The organism is Micromonospora sp. AMSO31t (genome assembly GCF_008868175.1).
Taxonomy (GTDB): domain Bacteria; phylum Actinomycetota; class Actinomycetes; order Mycobacteriales; family Micromonosporaceae; genus Micromonospora.
In genome coordinates this window covers 1-13,687 of record NZ_WBKT01000156.1, presented here as the reverse complement: position 1 = coordinate 13,687, position 13,687 = coordinate 1, and the positions used below count along the sequence as shown (strand labels likewise).

Below are 13,687 nucleotides of genomic sequence, written 5' to 3'. Positions count from 1 at the left end.
CGGCGGTCAGGGCGAGGCCGCCGAGCGCGGCGGCCAGGGCCAGCGCGGCGGTGCGTCGGGCGAAGGGCATGTGTCGTCCTTCCGTCGGGGCCCCGGGGTGGGGGCCGGGCGTCGGCCCGGCCGTCGTGCGACCGGACCGACCAGAACCCTAAGTGGACGGTGTGAACGCACAGCGTCACGAAGTGTTACACCGTTCCGCCCCGGCGGCCGGCGGGTGTGACACGCACTCTCACACCGACCGCCACCCGTCGTCGGGCAGGGACGCTGCCTGGGGACCCATCATGAGCATCCCGCCGTCCACCGGCCAGGACGCGCCCGTCACGTACGCGGCGGCCGGCGAGGCGAGCAGCGCCACCACCGCGGCCACCTCCCGGGCGTCCCCGGGCCGTCCCACCGGCACGCCCGGGCGCTCCTGGGTGAACGGGTCGACGTCCTCCTGCCCGGTCATCGGGGTGGCGATCTCGCCGGGGGCGACCGCGTTGACGGTGATCCCCTCGGCCGCCAGTTCCTGCGCCATCACCTTGGTGAGCAGGCCCAGTCCACCCTTCGCCGCGCAGTACGCCGACGAGCCGACCCGCGGGGCGTGCTCGTGGACGCTCGTGATGCTGATGATCCGGCCGCCCCGGCCGGCTGCCCGCATCCGCCGGGCGGCCCGCTGGGAGCAGAGGAACGGCCCGTCCAGGTCCACGGCGAGCACCTCCCGCCACTTCTCCCAGGCCACGTCGACGAAGGGCGTGGCCAGCCCGGTGCCGGCGTTGTTGACCAGTACGCCGAGGCCGCCGAGCCGGTCGGCCAGGTCGTCGACGACGACGGCGCCCTCGGGCAGCCGGGTCAGGTCCATCTCGGCCACCTCGCAGCGGCGGCCGGTGGCGCGTACCTCGCCGGCGGTGCGCTCGGCGCCGTCCGGGTCGCCGTACCAGGTGATGCCGATGTCGAAGCCGGCCTCGGCGAGCGCCACGGCGCACGCCTTGCCGATGCCGGAGTCCGCGCCGGTGACGACGGCGATCCTGTCGTAATCCTCATATCGCTGGGGCATGGTGGCGCACTACCCGGATCGGGCGGGCTGAACCAGACGGGTGTAACCGGTCCCGGCCGGGGTAGCCGGGCCGGATGGACCTGGTCGAGGAGTCGCCGTACCGGTTCCGGATCGACCGGCACGAGCCGATGCGGGTGCCGGGCGTGGTCTTCGCCTCCCGCGCGCTGCTGCCGGACGCCGGGGCGGACAAGTCGCTGGAGCAGGTGGCGAACGTGGCCACCCTGCCCGGCATCGTCGGCGCCTCCTACGCCATGCCGGACGTGCACTGGGGCTACGGCTTCCCGATCGGCGGGGTCGCTGCCACGGCCGTCGAGGACGGGGGAGTGGTCTCGCCCGGCGGGGTCGGCTTCGACATCTCCTGCGGGGTGCGGCTGCTCACCGCCGACCTGGACCGGGCCGGGCTGCGGCCACGGCTGGACGCCGTCATGGACGGCCTGAGCGAGTCCACCCCGCGCGGCATGGGCAAGGGCGCTGTGTGGCACCTGACCGACCGGGCCGAGCTCGACGCGGTGCTCCGCGGCGGCTCCCGGTACGCGGTCGAGCGGGGCTTCGGCGTGCAGCGGGACCTGGACCGCTGCGAGGACCGGGGCGCGGTGGACGACGCGAACCCGGCGCAGGTGAGCGAGCGGGCCGTGGAGCGCGGCGCCCGCCAGGTGGGCAGCCTGGGTTCCGGCAACCACTTCCTGGAGGTGCAGGCGGTGGAGGAGGTCTACGACGAGGCGGTGGCCGGGGCCTTCGGGCTGCGCGCCGGCCAGGTCTGCGTCATGATCCACTGCGGTTCGCGGGGGCTGGGTCACCAGATCTGCACGGACTACGTCCGGGAGATGGAGAAGGTGATGCCCCGGCACGGCATCCACGTGCCCGACCGGCAGCTGGCCTGCGCGCCCGTCTCGTCCCACGAGGGCCGGGCCTACCTGGGGGCGATGGCCGCCGCGGCCAACTACGCCCGGGCCAACCGGCAGCTGCTCGCCCACGCCGCCCGCCAGGTCTTCGCCCGGGTCACCGGCTGCGACCTCGACCTCGTGTACGACATCTCGCACAACCTCGCCAAGATCGAGACGCACGAGGTCGACGGGTCACCGCGCCCGCTCTGCGTGCACCGCAAGGGCGCCACCCGGGCCCTCCCGCCGGGGCACCCCGAGCTGCCCGACGACCTGCGCCCGGCCGGGCAGCCGGTCCTCATCCCCGGCTCCATGGGCACCGGCTCCTACGTGCTCACCGGCGTGGCCGGCTCACCGGCCTGGGCGTCCACCTGCCACGGGGCGGGCCGGGTGCAGAGCCGCAAGCAGGCCACGAAGGCGGAGCGTGGGCACGACCCGCGCCGCGAGCTGGAGGCGCAGGACATCGCGGTGCGGGGCGCGAGCCGGCGCGGGCTGGCCGAGGAGATGCCGGCCGCGTACAAGGACGTGACGGCCGTGGTGGCGGCGGCCGAGGGGGCCGGCCTGTGCCGGAAGGTGGCCCGGCTCGTGCCGCTCGGCGTGGTGAAGGGCTGAGCCGCTCACACGTCCAGCGTCACCGCGCAGCGCCAGCCGTCGGGCTCGGCGGCGAAGCGCAGCTCGTGCAGGGACACCGCCTTGGGAACCGCGCCGACCAGCTCGACCGCGTCGGTGCCGGCGGTCCGCCAGCGCACCGCCAGGCCGCCGTCGCCGGCCGCCCGCACCTCGGTCTCCAGCGGCAGCGCGGCCTCCGTCTCCAGCCGGAAGATCACCTCGTCGAGGACGCCGACCAGCAGGTCCGCGTCGGCGCCCGGTGGCACCCGGAACGCGGTCTCCCCGTCGGCGACCGCTCCGGTGGTGTCCACGAAGGTGTCCACCAGCGCGGTGACCGCCTCGGCCACGCAGCCCTCCCGGTCCGGCGCCCAGGCCTCGATGCGGACGTCGGCGGTGTGCGGGATGTTCCGGTGCCCGCGGGCCGGTCGTCGCTCCATGCCCCGATCATGCCGCCCCCGGTCCGGGGCCGGTGGCGGCTGCGCCGGTTCGCTCGGACACCACGAAGTCGGGCGCCGCGGCGGTGAGCACCGCCGTCCGGGTCGGCGCGGTCCATTCCCCGGCCAGCGCGGCGGCCAGCTCCGCGAGCATCCGGGGCACGACCACCGGTCCGTCCTCGTGCATCGCCTCGATCACCACCAGCACCTCGGCGGTCTCCGCGCGCACCGCCGACGCGCCGCTCTGCCGGTGCGTCCAGCGCCGGGAGTGGGCCCGGCCGGCCGCGTCGGCGAAGACCAGCTCACCCGGCTCGGGGTGCTCCTCGTCCCCGCCGAGGGTCAGGTAGGTCTCCGCGCCGGTGGCCGGGCGCACCGTCAGGTCCCCGGCGATCCGCGCGAGGTCCAGCACGGCCACCGGCACGGCGTACCCGAGGGACAGGGCGTTGCCCAGGTCGACCAGCGGGTGCAGCCGGGGCAGCGCCCCGTCGCGGCGGAAGCGGCGCAGCAGCGACTCGGCGGCGCACCGGTAGCGGGTCGGCGGCGAACCCATCCGGGCGAAGGCCCGCCGCCACGCCTGGATCTCCGGGAAGCCGCCCTCCGGCCCGCCGGCGAGGCGGGCGCGGGCGGTGTCGGCGTACCGGGCGAGCCGCGGGGTGACGTCGACGCCGGGGGTGATGCCGGTGGCGTGCAGGACGCCGCAGGTCAGCTCGGGAAAGGTCGACCAGACCTGCGGGGAGTGCCGGAAGCGCACGGGTGACTCCTATCGGGCGGTGAGGGCCAGGCCGAGGCCCAGGGCGAGGAAGCTGCCGGCGAAGCCGTGCCGCAGCAGCGCGGTCAGCCGGGGTCGGGCCAGCACCCGGCGGCGCAGCGCGCCGGCCAGCAGCGCGTACCCGGCGAAGACCACCAGGGTGGCCACCATGAACACCACGCCGCAGAGCAGCATCCGGGCCGGCGCGTCCGGCGCGTCCGGCGGGACGAACTGCGGCAGGAACGCGACGAAGAAGACGGTGACCTTGGGGTTGAGCAGGTTCATCAGCACCCCGTCCCGGAACAGCCGGCCGGCCGGTCGCGGCGTGCGGTGCTCGTCCACCGGCAGCGGACCGCGGTCGCGCAGCGCCGCCCACGCCATCCAGAGCAGGTACGCCACGCCCAGCCAAGTGACCACGCGGAACGCCGGGGTCCCGGCGCGGAGCAGGGCCGCCAGCCCGGTCACCGCGGCGACCAGATGCGGGACGAGGGCCAGGGTGCAGCCGGCGGCGGCCACCAGGCCGGCCCGCCGCCCGGCGGAGAGGCCGGTGGCGAGGGTGTAGACCACCCCGGTGCCCGGGGTGATCACCACGACGAGCGTGGTCAGCAGGAAGGCGATAGTCACCGGTCCAGCCTGCGACCATAATGGTCCGATGGACAGGGCCAAACCGTTGACAGCAGAGGGGTCCATAACGGCGGGTGCCGATTTCCTCCAGCTCGACGTCGGGGAGGCCCCGCCCGGCGGGCGGGCCGACTGGCTGGCCGCCCGGCTGCGGGCCGCGATCGCCGACGGCCGGGTGCCGGTGGGCGCCCGGCTGCCGGCCAGCCGGGTGCTCGCCGCCGAGCTGGGCGTGTCCCGGGGCGTGGTGACCGAGGCGTACCAGCGGCTGACCGAGGACGGGCACGTGGCCGGGCGGGGCCGGGCCGGCACCGTCGTGGTGGCCACCCCGGCCGCCGTGGTCACCCGCGCGCCGGCGCCCCGCCGCCCACCGGAGGTGTTCGCCGCGCGGCCGGACACCGCCGTCTTCGACGCGCTGCGCCACGCTCCGGCGGAGCTGGACCTGACGCCCGGCGTACCCGACCTGGCGGCCTTTCCCCGCGCGGCCTGGCTGCGCGCCGAACGCGCCGTGCTGCACCGCCTGGTGCCCGCCGCCTTTGGGTACGGCGACCCGACCGGCACTCCCGCGCTGCGGCTCGCGATCGCCACCTGGCTGGCCCGCAACCGCGGCATCCGGGTGGACCCGGCCGAGGTGGTGGTCGTGGCGGGGGTGTCCCAGGCGCTCGGCCTGCTCGCCCAGGTGCTGCACGCCGACGGGGTGCACACGGTGGCCGTGGAGGATCCCGGCTCGCTCGGCGTACGCCAGCACCTGAACAACTGGCGGCTGGACACCCCGCCGGTGCCGGTCGACACCGACGGCCTGCGGGTCGACCGGCTGGAGGCCAGCGCGGCCCCGGCCGTGATGCTCACGCCGGCGCACCAGTTCCCGACGGGGGTGGTGCTCGACGGCGACCGGCGCCGCCGGCTGCTGCGCTGGGCCCGGAGCGGCGGACTGGTCATCGAGGACGACTACGACGCCGAGCACCGCTACGACCGCCCGCCGGTGCCGGCGCTGCGCGGGATGCTGCCGGACCGGGTCTGCTACACCGGCAGCGTGTCCAAGCTGCTCGCACCGGCGCTGCGGATCGGCTGGGTGCTGGTGCCGGCCCGGTGGCACGACGACCTGGTGGCCGCCAAGCGGATGGCCGACCTCGGCAACGCCGCCCTGCCGCAGCTCGTGCTGGCCGAGCTGATGGACTCCGGCGCGCTGGAACGCCACCTGCGGCTGCTGCGCCGCCGGCACGTCCGGCGCCGGGACGCGATGATCCGGGCGATCCGCGAGCACCTGCCCGGTGCCGTGGTGCACGGCGCCGCGGCCGGCCTGCACCTGCTGGTCACCCTGCCCGGCGAGGTCGACGACACCGCGCTGGCCGCGGCGGCGCTGCGCCAGGGCGTCAAGGTCCAACCCCTCTCCTGGCACGCCCAGCTACCGCAACCGCCCGGCCTGGTCCTCGGCTACGCCGCCAACCCGCCGTCGGACCTCGACCGCGCGCTGGCCACCCTAGGCGCCGCCCTGTGCGACCTGCGCTGACGCGGGCGGGTGGTAGAGGGCGGCGAGGGCGGTGGCCGTCTCGGCCAGGCGGTCGCGCAGGGCGGCGGGGGAGAGGACCTCCACCTCGGCGCCGAGCCGCAGCAGGTCGCCGTGCGCGTGGGTGAGCGACTCGATGGGTACGACGGCCCGCACCCAACCCGCCGCGTCGGGCGGGCCGGCGCTGGCGTCCACCGCCCCGACCACCGCGTCGCTGGCGACCTCGCGCAGCCGCTCCCGGCCGGCCGGCGAGAGCCGGATGGTCGCCTCGTCGCGGTGCAGCCGGGCCCGGAAGGCGACCACGTGTGCCCGCCACCAGGCCGGCAGGTCGAACTCGGGCCGGTCGAACGGCTCGTCCAGCGGGGTCAGGTCGAGGATCTGGTTGACCCGGTAGGTCGCCGCCTCGGCCCGGTCCGGGCGGCCCGCCACCACGTACCAGCGGCCGCCCTTGAGCACCAGGCCGTACGGTTCGAGGACCCGGCTCACCTCGCCGCTCCAGCTGCGGTAGCGGACCCGGATCCGGTGCTCCCGCCACACCGCCTCGGCCGCGGCGGCCAGGTACGGCGACGGGTCGCCGTCGGAGTACCAGCCGGGGGTGTCCAGGTGGAACCGTTGCTCGAGCCGGGCGGCCCGGTCGGCGAGCGGCGGCGGCAGCGCGGCGCGCAGCTTGAGTTGCAGGGTGGCGACCACCGACTCGTAGCCCAGCTCGGCGGCCGGTCCGGGCAGCCCGGCGAACAGCAGCCGGTCGGCCTCCTCGGCGGTGAGCCCGGTCAGTCGGGTCCGCCAGCCGTCCACGAGCCGGTAGCCGCCGGCGTGCCCGGCCTCGCCGTAGAGCGGGATGCCGGCGGCGTGCAGCGACTCGACGTCCCGGTAGACGGTGCGGACCGACACCTCCAGCCGGCGGGCCAGCTCGGCGGCGGTGAGCCGGCCGTGGGCCTGGAGCAGCAGCAGGATGGACAGGAGACGACTGGCCCGCATTCCACTGACACTAGCTGTCAGGGGAGTGGGCCTACCGTCCCGGCATGGCATTCCAGAACAAGGAACTGACCGTGCCGGGCACCGTCGAGGTCGCCGGCCGGCACGTCAAGCGCTACCACATCGACCAGCCGGACCGCCGCCTCGAACCGGAGGTCGTCGACGCCGCCTACGCGTACCTGCCGAAGCTGCTCCCCGGCCCGGACGGCGACACCCCGCCGGCGACCTGGGTGGTGCTGCACCGAGGCGCGGACACCGGCGCGTACCTGCTGGCGTACAGCTGGTTCTTCGACAACGTGGTGGAGTGCCGGACCGCGATCGCCGGCCAGCCCGCGCTGGACTGCCCGGACGACGACCCGGCGCACTTCGTCCCGCTGGAGCGCCCCGGCGTCGGCTGCGTCTGGGAGCTGGGTGTGCTGGAGCACGAGCGGGCCGCCTGGGTCCGGCACGTCCTCGCCCCCGACCGGCCCGACGTGGCCGGCTACCTGGCCGACAGCCGCGCCGAGGGGCCGGTGGGCATCTGATGGGCGACTTCGACTTCTTCGTGGGCACCTGGGACGTGACGAACCGGCGGCTGCGCGAGCGGCACGTCGGCAGCGACGACTGGGACGAGTTCCCGGGCACCTCGGTGGCCCGCACGTTCTTCGACGGCGCCGGCAGCTTCGACGAGATGCGCTGCCCGACCCGCGGCTTCTCCGGCTCGACGGTCCGCATCCTCGACCCGGCCACCGGGCTGTGGTCGATCTACTGGATGAACAGCAAGCGTGGGGTGCTGGAACTCCCGCCGATGGTCGGCCGGTTCGTCGACGGCGTGGGCACCTTCTACGCCGACGACACCGACGAGGGGCGGCCCATCCGCTGCCGGTTCATCTGGTCGCGGAGCACGCCCGACTCCTGCCGCTGGGAGCAGGCGTTCTCCACCGACGGCGAGCAGACCTGGGAGACCAACTGGACCATGGACTTCACGCGGACGGGCTGACCGGCGGCGTGGTGGTCCGGTAGATCGCGGTCAGCCAGACGTCGAGCAGCACGTCGACCACGTCCCGCTCGGCCACCGCCGGCCCGTCCCCGGCGAAGGTCGCGTACCAGACCCGCTCGTTCATGGAGTTCAACGCGATGGCGAGGTCCCGGGCGGGCAGCCCGTCCGGGGCCGCGCCCCGCGCGCGTTCCCCCTCGATGGCCGCCTCGACGGCGCGGACCCAGCGCTCCAGGACCTCGGCCCAGAGCCGGCGCACCTCGGCGTTGGTGCCGCGCACCTGGGCGCAGGCCAGCACCACGTCCCGGTGGCCGCCGAAGGTGGCGTGGAACCGGGCGATCAGCTCCCGCCAGCGGGCCCGCGGGTCCTCGGCGAGCCGGACCAGGGCGTCGCCCGCGGCCGCGTCCGCCTCCTCGGTCACCCGGTCGAGCAGGGTGAGCAGCACGGCGCCCTTGGACGGGAAGTAGAAGTAGAAGGTGGGCCGGGAGATGCCGGCGCCCCGGGCCAGGTCGTCGATGGAGATGTCGCCGAAGGGGCGCTGCCGCAGCAGCCGTTCGGCGGTGGCGAGGATGGCCACCTCGCGGTCGTCGCCGGTGGAGCGGCCGGGTCGCCGCCCACGCGTCGGCGCGGCGCCGGTCGGCGTACGGGCGGGTGTCATGTCGGCCGATGTTACACCCGTTCGACACCGTGTCGATTCCACTCGACACGGTGTTGACTGGTGTCGACGGGGGTGGATAGTGTCCGGTCCACTGCCGGCCGAACGGGAGATGTCATGGCCTCCGACCACGTCGACGTCCTCATCGTCGGCGCCGGGCTGTCCGGCGTCGGCGCCGCCGTCCACCTGCAACGCCAGTGCCCCGGCAAGACGTACGCGGTGCTGGAGGCCCGGGGCGCCGTGGGCGGCACCTGGGACCTGTTCCGCTACCCGGGCATCCGCTCCGACTCCGACATGTTCACCCTCGGCTACTCGTTCAAGCCGTGGACGAACCCCAAGGCGATCGCCGACGGCGACGCCATCCGGTCCTACGTCCGGGAGACCGCCCGCGAGCACGGCGTGCAGCAGCACATCCGCTTCCACCACCGGGTGCTGCGGGCCGAGTGGGACAGCGCCACGGCCCGCTGGACGGTGCGCGCCCACCGCGACGACACCGGCGAGGACGTGGTCCTGACCTGCGGGTTCCTCTTCACCAACTCGGGCTACTACCGCTACGACGAGGGCTACACGCCCGACTTCCCGGGCGTCGAGCGGTACGCCGGCCGGCTCGTGCACCCGCAGCACTGGCCCGAGGACCTGGACTACGCCGGCAAGCGGGTGGTGGTGATCGGCAGCGGCGCCACGGCGGTCACCCTGGTCCCGGCCATGGCGGAGCGGGCCGGCCACGTCACCATGCTCCAGCGCTCACCCACGTACGTCATCTCGCTGCCCTCGCGCGACCCGCTCGCCGACGCGGCGCGGCGCTGGCTCCCGGCGAAGGCCGCGTACGCGGTGACGCGCTGGAAGAACGTCGCCCTCGGGGTGGCCAACTTCCAGCTCAGCCGGCGCGCGCCCGGCCTGGTGAAGACGTTCCTCCGCCGGGCCGCACGGGGCAAGCTCCCGGTCGGCTACGACCTGGACCGGCACTTCTCGCCCCGCTACAACCCGTGGGACCAGCGGCTCTGTGTGGTGCCCGACGGGGACCTGTTCGCCGCTCTCGGCGCCGGGACGGCCTCGGTGGTCACCGACACCATCGACACCTTCACCGAGCGGGGCATCCGGCTCACCTCCGGCGAGGAGCTGCCCGCCGACATCGTGGTCACCGCCACCGGCCTCAACCTGCTCGCTCTCGGCGGGATGACCCTGGCCGTGGACGGCGCCGAGGTCGACCTGGCCTCGACGGTCGCCTACAAGGGCATGATGCTCTCCGGCGTGCCGAACTTCGCCCTGACCATCGGCTACACCAACGCCTCCTGGACGCTGAAGGCCGACCTGGTCGCCACGTACGTCTGCCGGCTGCTGCGCCACCTCGACGACACCGGCCAGCAGGTCGTCACCCCGCTCGCCCCGGACTCGGACGACCTCGTGCCGATCATCGACCTCCAGTCCGGTTACGTGCTGCGCGCCGTCGACCAGCTGCCCAAGCAGGGCCCCGCGGCGCCCTGGCGGCTGCACCAGAACTATCCCCGCGACGTGCTGCTGATGCGGCACGGCCGGCTCACCGACTCCGGTGTGCGGTTCACCCGCGCGGGCACGCCCGCCACCGTCGCCGACCGGCCCGCGCCCGTCGCCTGACCCCCGAGGAGCGTCATGCGTGACTTCGTCTTCCCTGGCGGCACCGCGGTGCTGACCGGCGCGGCCAGCGGCATCGGCGAGGCGCTGGCGCACGGGCTGGCCCGCCGGGGCACCGACCTGGTCCTGCTCGACCGGGACGCCGAGCGGCTGGACGCCGTGGTCGCCGCGATCCGCGCCGCCCACCCCGACCGGCGGATCGAGACCCACCTGGTCGACCTCGCCGACGCCGATGCCACCGACCGGGTGGCCGCCGAGATCCGCCGCGCGCACCCCCGGGTCCGGCTGCTGGTCAACAACGCCGGCGTGGCGCTGGGCGGCCGGTTCGACCAGGTCACCCTGGACGAGTTCCTCTGGGTCATCGACATCAACTTCCGGGCCGTGGTGCGGCTGACCCACGCCCTGCTGCCCGCGCTCAAGGCCGAGCCCGGCGCCCACCTGGTCAACGTCTCCAGCCTCTTCGGCCTGATCGCGCCCGCCGGGCAGGCCGCCTACTCGGCCAGCAAGTTCGCGGTGCGCGGCTTCACCGAGGCCCTGCGGCACGAGCTGGCCGACGATCGCGTCGGGGTCACCTCGGTGCATCCGGGCGGCATCCGCACCCGCATCGCGGCCAGCGCCCGGGTGGGCAGCGGCGTCTCGATCGAGGAGTACGAGGCCGGCCGCAAGCAGTTCGAGAAGCTGCTCTCCATCGACCCGGCGAAGGCCGCCGAGGTGATCCTGCGCGGGGTCGAGCGCCGCCGCGGCCGGGTGCTGATCGGCTGGTCGGCGAAGCTGCCCGACCTGCTCGCCCGGGTCGCCCCCGCCGCGTACGGGAAGGTGCTTGCCCTGGGGATGCGACCGCGTCCCGCCCGGGTGCCCGCCCCGCGGCCCGCCGCGGAGCCCGTCCCGTCCGAGCCGGGAGGGCCGGCGTGACCCTCGCCCTGCCGCCGGCCGACGAGGTGACGGTCGCCGGCCGGCGGATGCGCTGCCGGATCGCCGGCGACGGCCCGCCGGTGGTGCTGGTGCACGGCATCGGCCGGACCCTCGAGGACTTCTCGGCCGTGCAGGAGGCCCTGGCCCGCGATCACCGGGTGCTGGCCATGGACCTGCCCGGGCACGGCGGCTCGGCGCCGCTGGACGACCGGCACACGTTGCCGACCCTGGCCACGGCCGTCGCCGGGTTCCTCGACGCCGCCGGCGTCACCGGCCCGGCGCACCTGGTCGGCAACTCGATGGGCGGGGCGGTGGCCATGCGGCTCGCCGCCGACGCGCCGGAGCGGGCGGCCAGCCTGGTGCTGGTCAACAGCGCCGGCTTCGGCCGGGAGGTGACCGCCGCGCTGCGACTGCTCGCCGTGCGGCCCCTCGCCCGCCTGCTGCTGCGCCCGCACCCGGCGATCGCCCGCCGCACCGAGCGGGCGATCTTCCACGACCCGGCGTACGTCACCGAGGCGCGGATCGCCACCGCCCTGGCGGCGGCCCGGCAGCCGCACGCCGCCCGGGTGATGCTGGAGCTGGTCCGCAGCCTCGGCACCTGGCGCGGGGTACGCCCCGAGTGGCGCGCCGAGCTGCTCGACGCGGTGGCCGCGCTCGACCTGCCCACCCTGGTGGTCTGGGGCGACCGGGACCTGATCCTGCCCGCCGCCCACCTGTCGTACGCGCGGTCCCGGCTGCCGCGGTCGCAGGGCCACCTGTTCCGCGACACCGGGCACATGCCGCAGATCGAGCAGGCCGCGGAGTTCGCCGCCCTGGTCAGGGGATTCTGGTCGCCGTCCGGTGCCGCAGGACCAGCGTGACGGCCACGAGGACGACCAGCACCCCGGCGATCAGGTCGACCGGCGCGAACAGCCACGGCGTCACCAGCACGAGCGCCGCCGCGCCGGGGAACAGCACCAGCCCGGGCCCGCGCTTGGCGGGCAGGTGCAGGGCCCAGAGGGCGACCAGGAACACGGCGACCGGCGCGGCGACCGCGTAGCCGGCCACCCGACCGGAGACGTGCCCGGCGTGCAGGTCGTGGTCGACCGCCACGGCCAGCCCGGCGCCGACCGCGGCGATCGAGCTGAACGCGAAGTAGTGGCCGTAGCCCCAGAAGAGCGCGCCGCGCACCGACCCGGGCGGCAGCGGGTCGGGCCGGTCGAAGTAGAGCCACCAGATCGCGAAGACGATCAGGGTGCCGGCGGCGGCCAGCGACCACAGCTGCCCGTTGCCCGCGTCCACCCCGCGCTGGATCGCCACCGACGTGGAGAACACCACCTCGCCGAGCACGATGAGGGTGAACAGCTGGTACCGCTCGGCGATGTGCTGCGGGTGCCAGGTGGTCTGCCGGAGCCGTTCGCCCAGCACCGGCACCAGCAGGTCGGCGGCGACCAGCAGCACGAACGCGGGCGCCATCCAGGCGTGCGGCAGGAGGAGCCGGAGCAGCCAGCCGGCCTGCACCACGCTCACGCCGATCGCGAACGTCAGGGCGGTGGCCCGGTGCGCCGGGTCGCCGGCGGCCGCCCGCAGCCAGTTCACCATGGAGGCCAGCCGCATCACGACGTACCCGTAGGTGATCGTGGTGAAGTCCGCGTCGCCGAAGGCGCGCGGCACGCCGGAGGCGAGGATCAGCGCCCCGGCGATCTGCACCAGCGCCGTCAGCCGGTAGACGTCGTCGTCGGTGTCGTAGGCGGAGGCGAACCAGGTGAAGTTCACCCAGGCCCACCAGATCGCGAAGAAGACGCTCAGGTAGCTGACCAGGCCGTGCCCGACGTGCCCGTCCGCGACGTCGTGGTGCAGGCCCTCCGAGGTCAGCGCCACCGCGACCACGAAACACAGGTCGAAGAAGAGCTCCAGCGGGGTGGCCGAGCGGTGCTCCTCGTCGCGCCGGCGCGCCCGCATGGGCCGGTACCAGGCGCGGACGGACGCGCTGTTCTTCACCCGGTGCTCCTCGCCGACGGCCGGTCAGCTGCACCACACGATAACCAGGTCAGGCCGCCACGGGCCCCGCCGCCTGGGGAACTCCGGCGGAAAGAGGCGGCGCGGCGTCGGCGCGGGACAGCGTGACGAGGGCGGCCTCCAGGCCCGCGGGCAGCCGCCGCCGGTGCCGCAGGACCCAGCCGGCCTGCCGGGCCGCGTCGCGCAGGCCGGCCCGCCCGGCCGGATCGCGCCAGGCGTGGGCGACCACCTCGCGCAGCACCGGCGCGGGCCGGCGCAGCGCCGCCGTGAGCACCCGGTTGCGCGCCTCCACCCGCCGGCGGGCGCTCGGGTCCCGGCCGTCCGGCACCGGCAGGTGGTGGGCCACCAGTTCCGGCACGTACGCGAGGTTCCAGCCCGCGGCGGCCAGGTCCATGGCCAGCAGCGCCTCCTCGCCGTACGTGCCGAGCCGCTCGGCGAAGCCGCCGACCTGCCGGTACGCGTCGCGCCGCAGCACCACGGCACAGGCCAGGAAGCCCAGAACGGTCGGACCCGGCGCGTCCGGCTCCCTGCCCAGCGGCGCCCGGGCCATCGCGGCCGAGACCGGGTCCCGCCGGGCGGCCGCGCCGACCCGCACCTCCCCGGTGAGCAGCGCGGTACGCGGGTGCCGGCGCAGCAGCGCGGCGGCCCGGTCGAGCGCGCCCGGCGCCCAGTAGGAGTCGTCGTCGGCGAACGCGACGTACGGCGTGCGGGCCAGCCCCACCCCCAC

Annotated in this window: 15 protein-coding genes; 7 read left to right on the top strand and 8 right to left on the bottom strand. The window is 75.5% G+C overall.

From position 1 onward, the window contains the following. Window positions 1-229: 229 nt before the first annotated feature. Window positions 230-1,036: an SDR family oxidoreductase gene (locus F8274_RS25305; RefSeq protein WP_151464869.1), complete on the bottom strand. Its 807-nt coding sequence runs from the start codon at window positions 1,034-1,036 to the stop codon at window positions 230-232. A 74-nt stretch (window positions 1,037-1,110) separates the two neighbouring features. Here F8274_RS25305 and F8274_RS25300 point away from each other — a divergent pair, with 74 nt between their 5' ends. Beyond that, complete coding sequence (locus F8274_RS25300) at window positions 1,111-2,529, top strand: RtcB family protein (RefSeq protein WP_151464868.1); 1,419 nt, start codon at window positions 1,111-1,113, stop codon at window positions 2,527-2,529. 5 nt (window positions 2,530-2,534) lie between these two features. On the opposite strand, the gene F8274_RS25295 is transcribed toward F8274_RS25300, so the two are convergent. The 3 genes from F8274_RS25295 to F8274_RS25285 are packed head-to-tail and all read right to left on the bottom strand — an operon-like array spanning window position 2,535 to window position 4,332. Continuing rightward, window positions 2,535-2,963, bottom strand: coding sequence for an archease (locus F8274_RS25295; RefSeq protein ID WP_151464867.1), 429 nt, complete (start codon window positions 2,961-2,963; stop codon window positions 2,535-2,537). Between the two features lie 7 nt (window positions 2,964-2,970). Beyond that, window positions 2,971-3,711 carry a B3/4 domain-containing protein gene (locus F8274_RS25290; RefSeq protein WP_151464866.1) on the bottom strand — a complete coding sequence of 247 codons (741 nt, stop codon included), beginning with the start codon at window positions 3,709-3,711 and terminating at the stop codon, window positions 2,971-2,973. Window positions 3,712-3,720: 9 nt separating this feature from the next. Then, on the bottom strand, window positions 3,721-4,332 hold the full coding sequence (locus F8274_RS25285) for a LysE family translocator (RefSeq protein ID WP_151464865.1): 612 nt from the start codon (window positions 4,330-4,332) through the stop codon (window positions 3,721-3,723). Between the two features lie 28 nt (window positions 4,333-4,360). On the opposite strand from F8274_RS25285, the gene F8274_RS25280 reads away from it, so the two are divergent. Further along, window positions 4,361-5,836, top strand: coding sequence for a PLP-dependent aminotransferase family protein (locus F8274_RS25280; RefSeq protein ID WP_151464864.1), 1,476 nt, complete (start codon window positions 4,361-4,363; stop codon window positions 5,834-5,836). Here the strand turns inward: F8274_RS25280 and F8274_RS25275 are convergent. Then, window positions 5,807-6,811, bottom strand: coding sequence for a YafY family protein (locus F8274_RS25275; protein WP_151464863.1), 1,005 nt, complete (start codon window positions 6,809-6,811; stop codon window positions 5,807-5,809). The genes F8274_RS25280 and F8274_RS25275 overlap by 30 nt on opposite strands. 44 nt (window positions 6,812-6,855) lie before the next feature. Between F8274_RS25275 and F8274_RS25270 the strand changes: the two genes are divergently transcribed. Then, entirely contained in the window at window positions 6,856-7,332 is a 477-nt protein-coding gene (locus F8274_RS25270) for a hypothetical protein (RefSeq protein WP_151464862.1), read from the top strand. Next, a complete protein-coding gene (locus F8274_RS25265; RefSeq protein ID WP_151464861.1) occupies window positions 7,332-7,787 on the top strand; it encodes a hypothetical protein in 456 nt (151 codons plus the stop codon). Before F8274_RS25270 ends, F8274_RS25265 begins: the two co-directional genes overlap by 1 nt. Here the strand turns inward: F8274_RS25265 and F8274_RS25260 are convergent. After that, window positions 7,771-8,442, bottom strand: coding sequence for a TetR/AcrR family transcriptional regulator (locus F8274_RS25260; protein ID WP_151464860.1), 672 nt, complete (start codon window positions 8,440-8,442; stop codon window positions 7,771-7,773). The genes F8274_RS25265 and F8274_RS25260 overlap by 17 nt on opposite strands. Window positions 8,443-8,556: 114 nt before the next feature. Here F8274_RS25260 and F8274_RS25255 point away from each other — a divergent pair, with 114 nt between their 5' ends. From F8274_RS25255 to F8274_RS25245, 3 genes are read left to right on the top strand one after another with little or no spacing between them, the layout of a single operon-like run. Beyond that, the gene (locus F8274_RS25255) at window positions 8,557-10,053 is read left to right on the top strand and encodes an NAD(P)/FAD-dependent oxidoreductase (RefSeq protein ID WP_151464859.1); all 1,497 of its coding nucleotides are present in this window, start codon (window positions 8,557-8,559) and stop codon (window positions 10,051-10,053) included. 15 nt (window positions 10,054-10,068) lie between these two features. After that, a complete protein-coding gene (locus tag F8274_RS25250) occupies window positions 10,069-10,962 on the top strand; it encodes an SDR family oxidoreductase (protein WP_151464858.1) in 894 nt (297 codons plus the stop codon). Then, complete coding sequence (locus F8274_RS25245; RefSeq protein ID WP_151464857.1) at window positions 10,959-11,822, top strand: alpha/beta fold hydrolase; 864 nt, start codon at window positions 10,959-10,961, stop codon at window positions 11,820-11,822. Before F8274_RS25250 ends, F8274_RS25245 begins: the two co-directional genes overlap by 4 nt. Here the strand turns inward: F8274_RS25245 and F8274_RS25240 are convergent. Both F8274_RS25240 and F8274_RS25235 read right to left on the bottom strand, forming a co-directional pair. Further along, entirely contained in the window at window positions 11,779-12,942 is a 1,164-nt protein-coding gene (locus tag F8274_RS25240) for a low temperature requirement protein A (protein WP_225853966.1), read from the bottom strand. The two genes, F8274_RS25245 and F8274_RS25240, sit on opposite strands and share 44 nt — an antisense overlap. Before the next feature lie 49 nt (window positions 12,943-12,991). Beyond that, a partial coding sequence (locus tag F8274_RS25235; RefSeq protein WP_151464856.1) for a glycosyltransferase occupies window positions 12,992-13,687 on the bottom strand: 696 nt, incomplete at its 5' end.

Excerpts from the sequence above, each read along its gene's own strand:
- F8274_RS25280 (WP_151464864.1), top strand. The coding sequence starts at position 4,361 with ATGGACAGGGCCAAACCGTTGACAGCAGAGGGGTCCATAACGGCGGGT.
- F8274_RS25270 (WP_151464862.1), top strand. The coding sequence starts at position 6,856 with ATGGCATTCCAGAACAAGGAACTGACCGTGCCGGGCACCGTCGAGGTC.
- F8274_RS25250 (WP_151464858.1), top strand. The coding sequence starts at position 10,069 with ATGCGTGACTTCGTCTTCCCTGGCGGCACCGCGGTGCTGACCGGCGCG.
- F8274_RS25265 (WP_151464861.1), top strand. The coding sequence starts at position 7,332 with ATGGGCGACTTCGACTTCTTCGTGGGCACCTGGGACGTGACGAACCGG.
- F8274_RS25275 (WP_151464863.1), bottom strand. The coding sequence starts at position 6,811 with ATGCGGGCCAGTCGTCTCCTGTCCATCCTGCTGCTGCTCCAGGCCCAC.
- F8274_RS25305 (WP_151464869.1), bottom strand. The coding sequence starts at position 1,036 with ATGCCCCAGCGATATGAGGATTACGACAGGATCGCCGTCGTCACCGGC.
- F8274_RS25260 (WP_151464860.1), bottom strand. The coding sequence starts at position 8,442 with ATGACACCCGCCCGTACGCCGACCGGCGCCGCGCCGACGCGTGGGCGG.
- F8274_RS25300 (WP_151464868.1), top strand. The coding sequence starts at position 1,111 with ATGGACCTGGTCGAGGAGTCGCCGTACCGGTTCCGGATCGACCGGCAC.
- F8274_RS25255 (WP_151464859.1), top strand. The coding sequence starts at position 8,557 with ATGGCCTCCGACCACGTCGACGTCCTCATCGTCGGCGCCGGGCTGTCC.
- F8274_RS25295 (WP_151464867.1), bottom strand. The coding sequence starts at position 2,963 with ATGGAGCGACGACCGGCCCGCGGGCACCGGAACATCCCGCACACCGCC.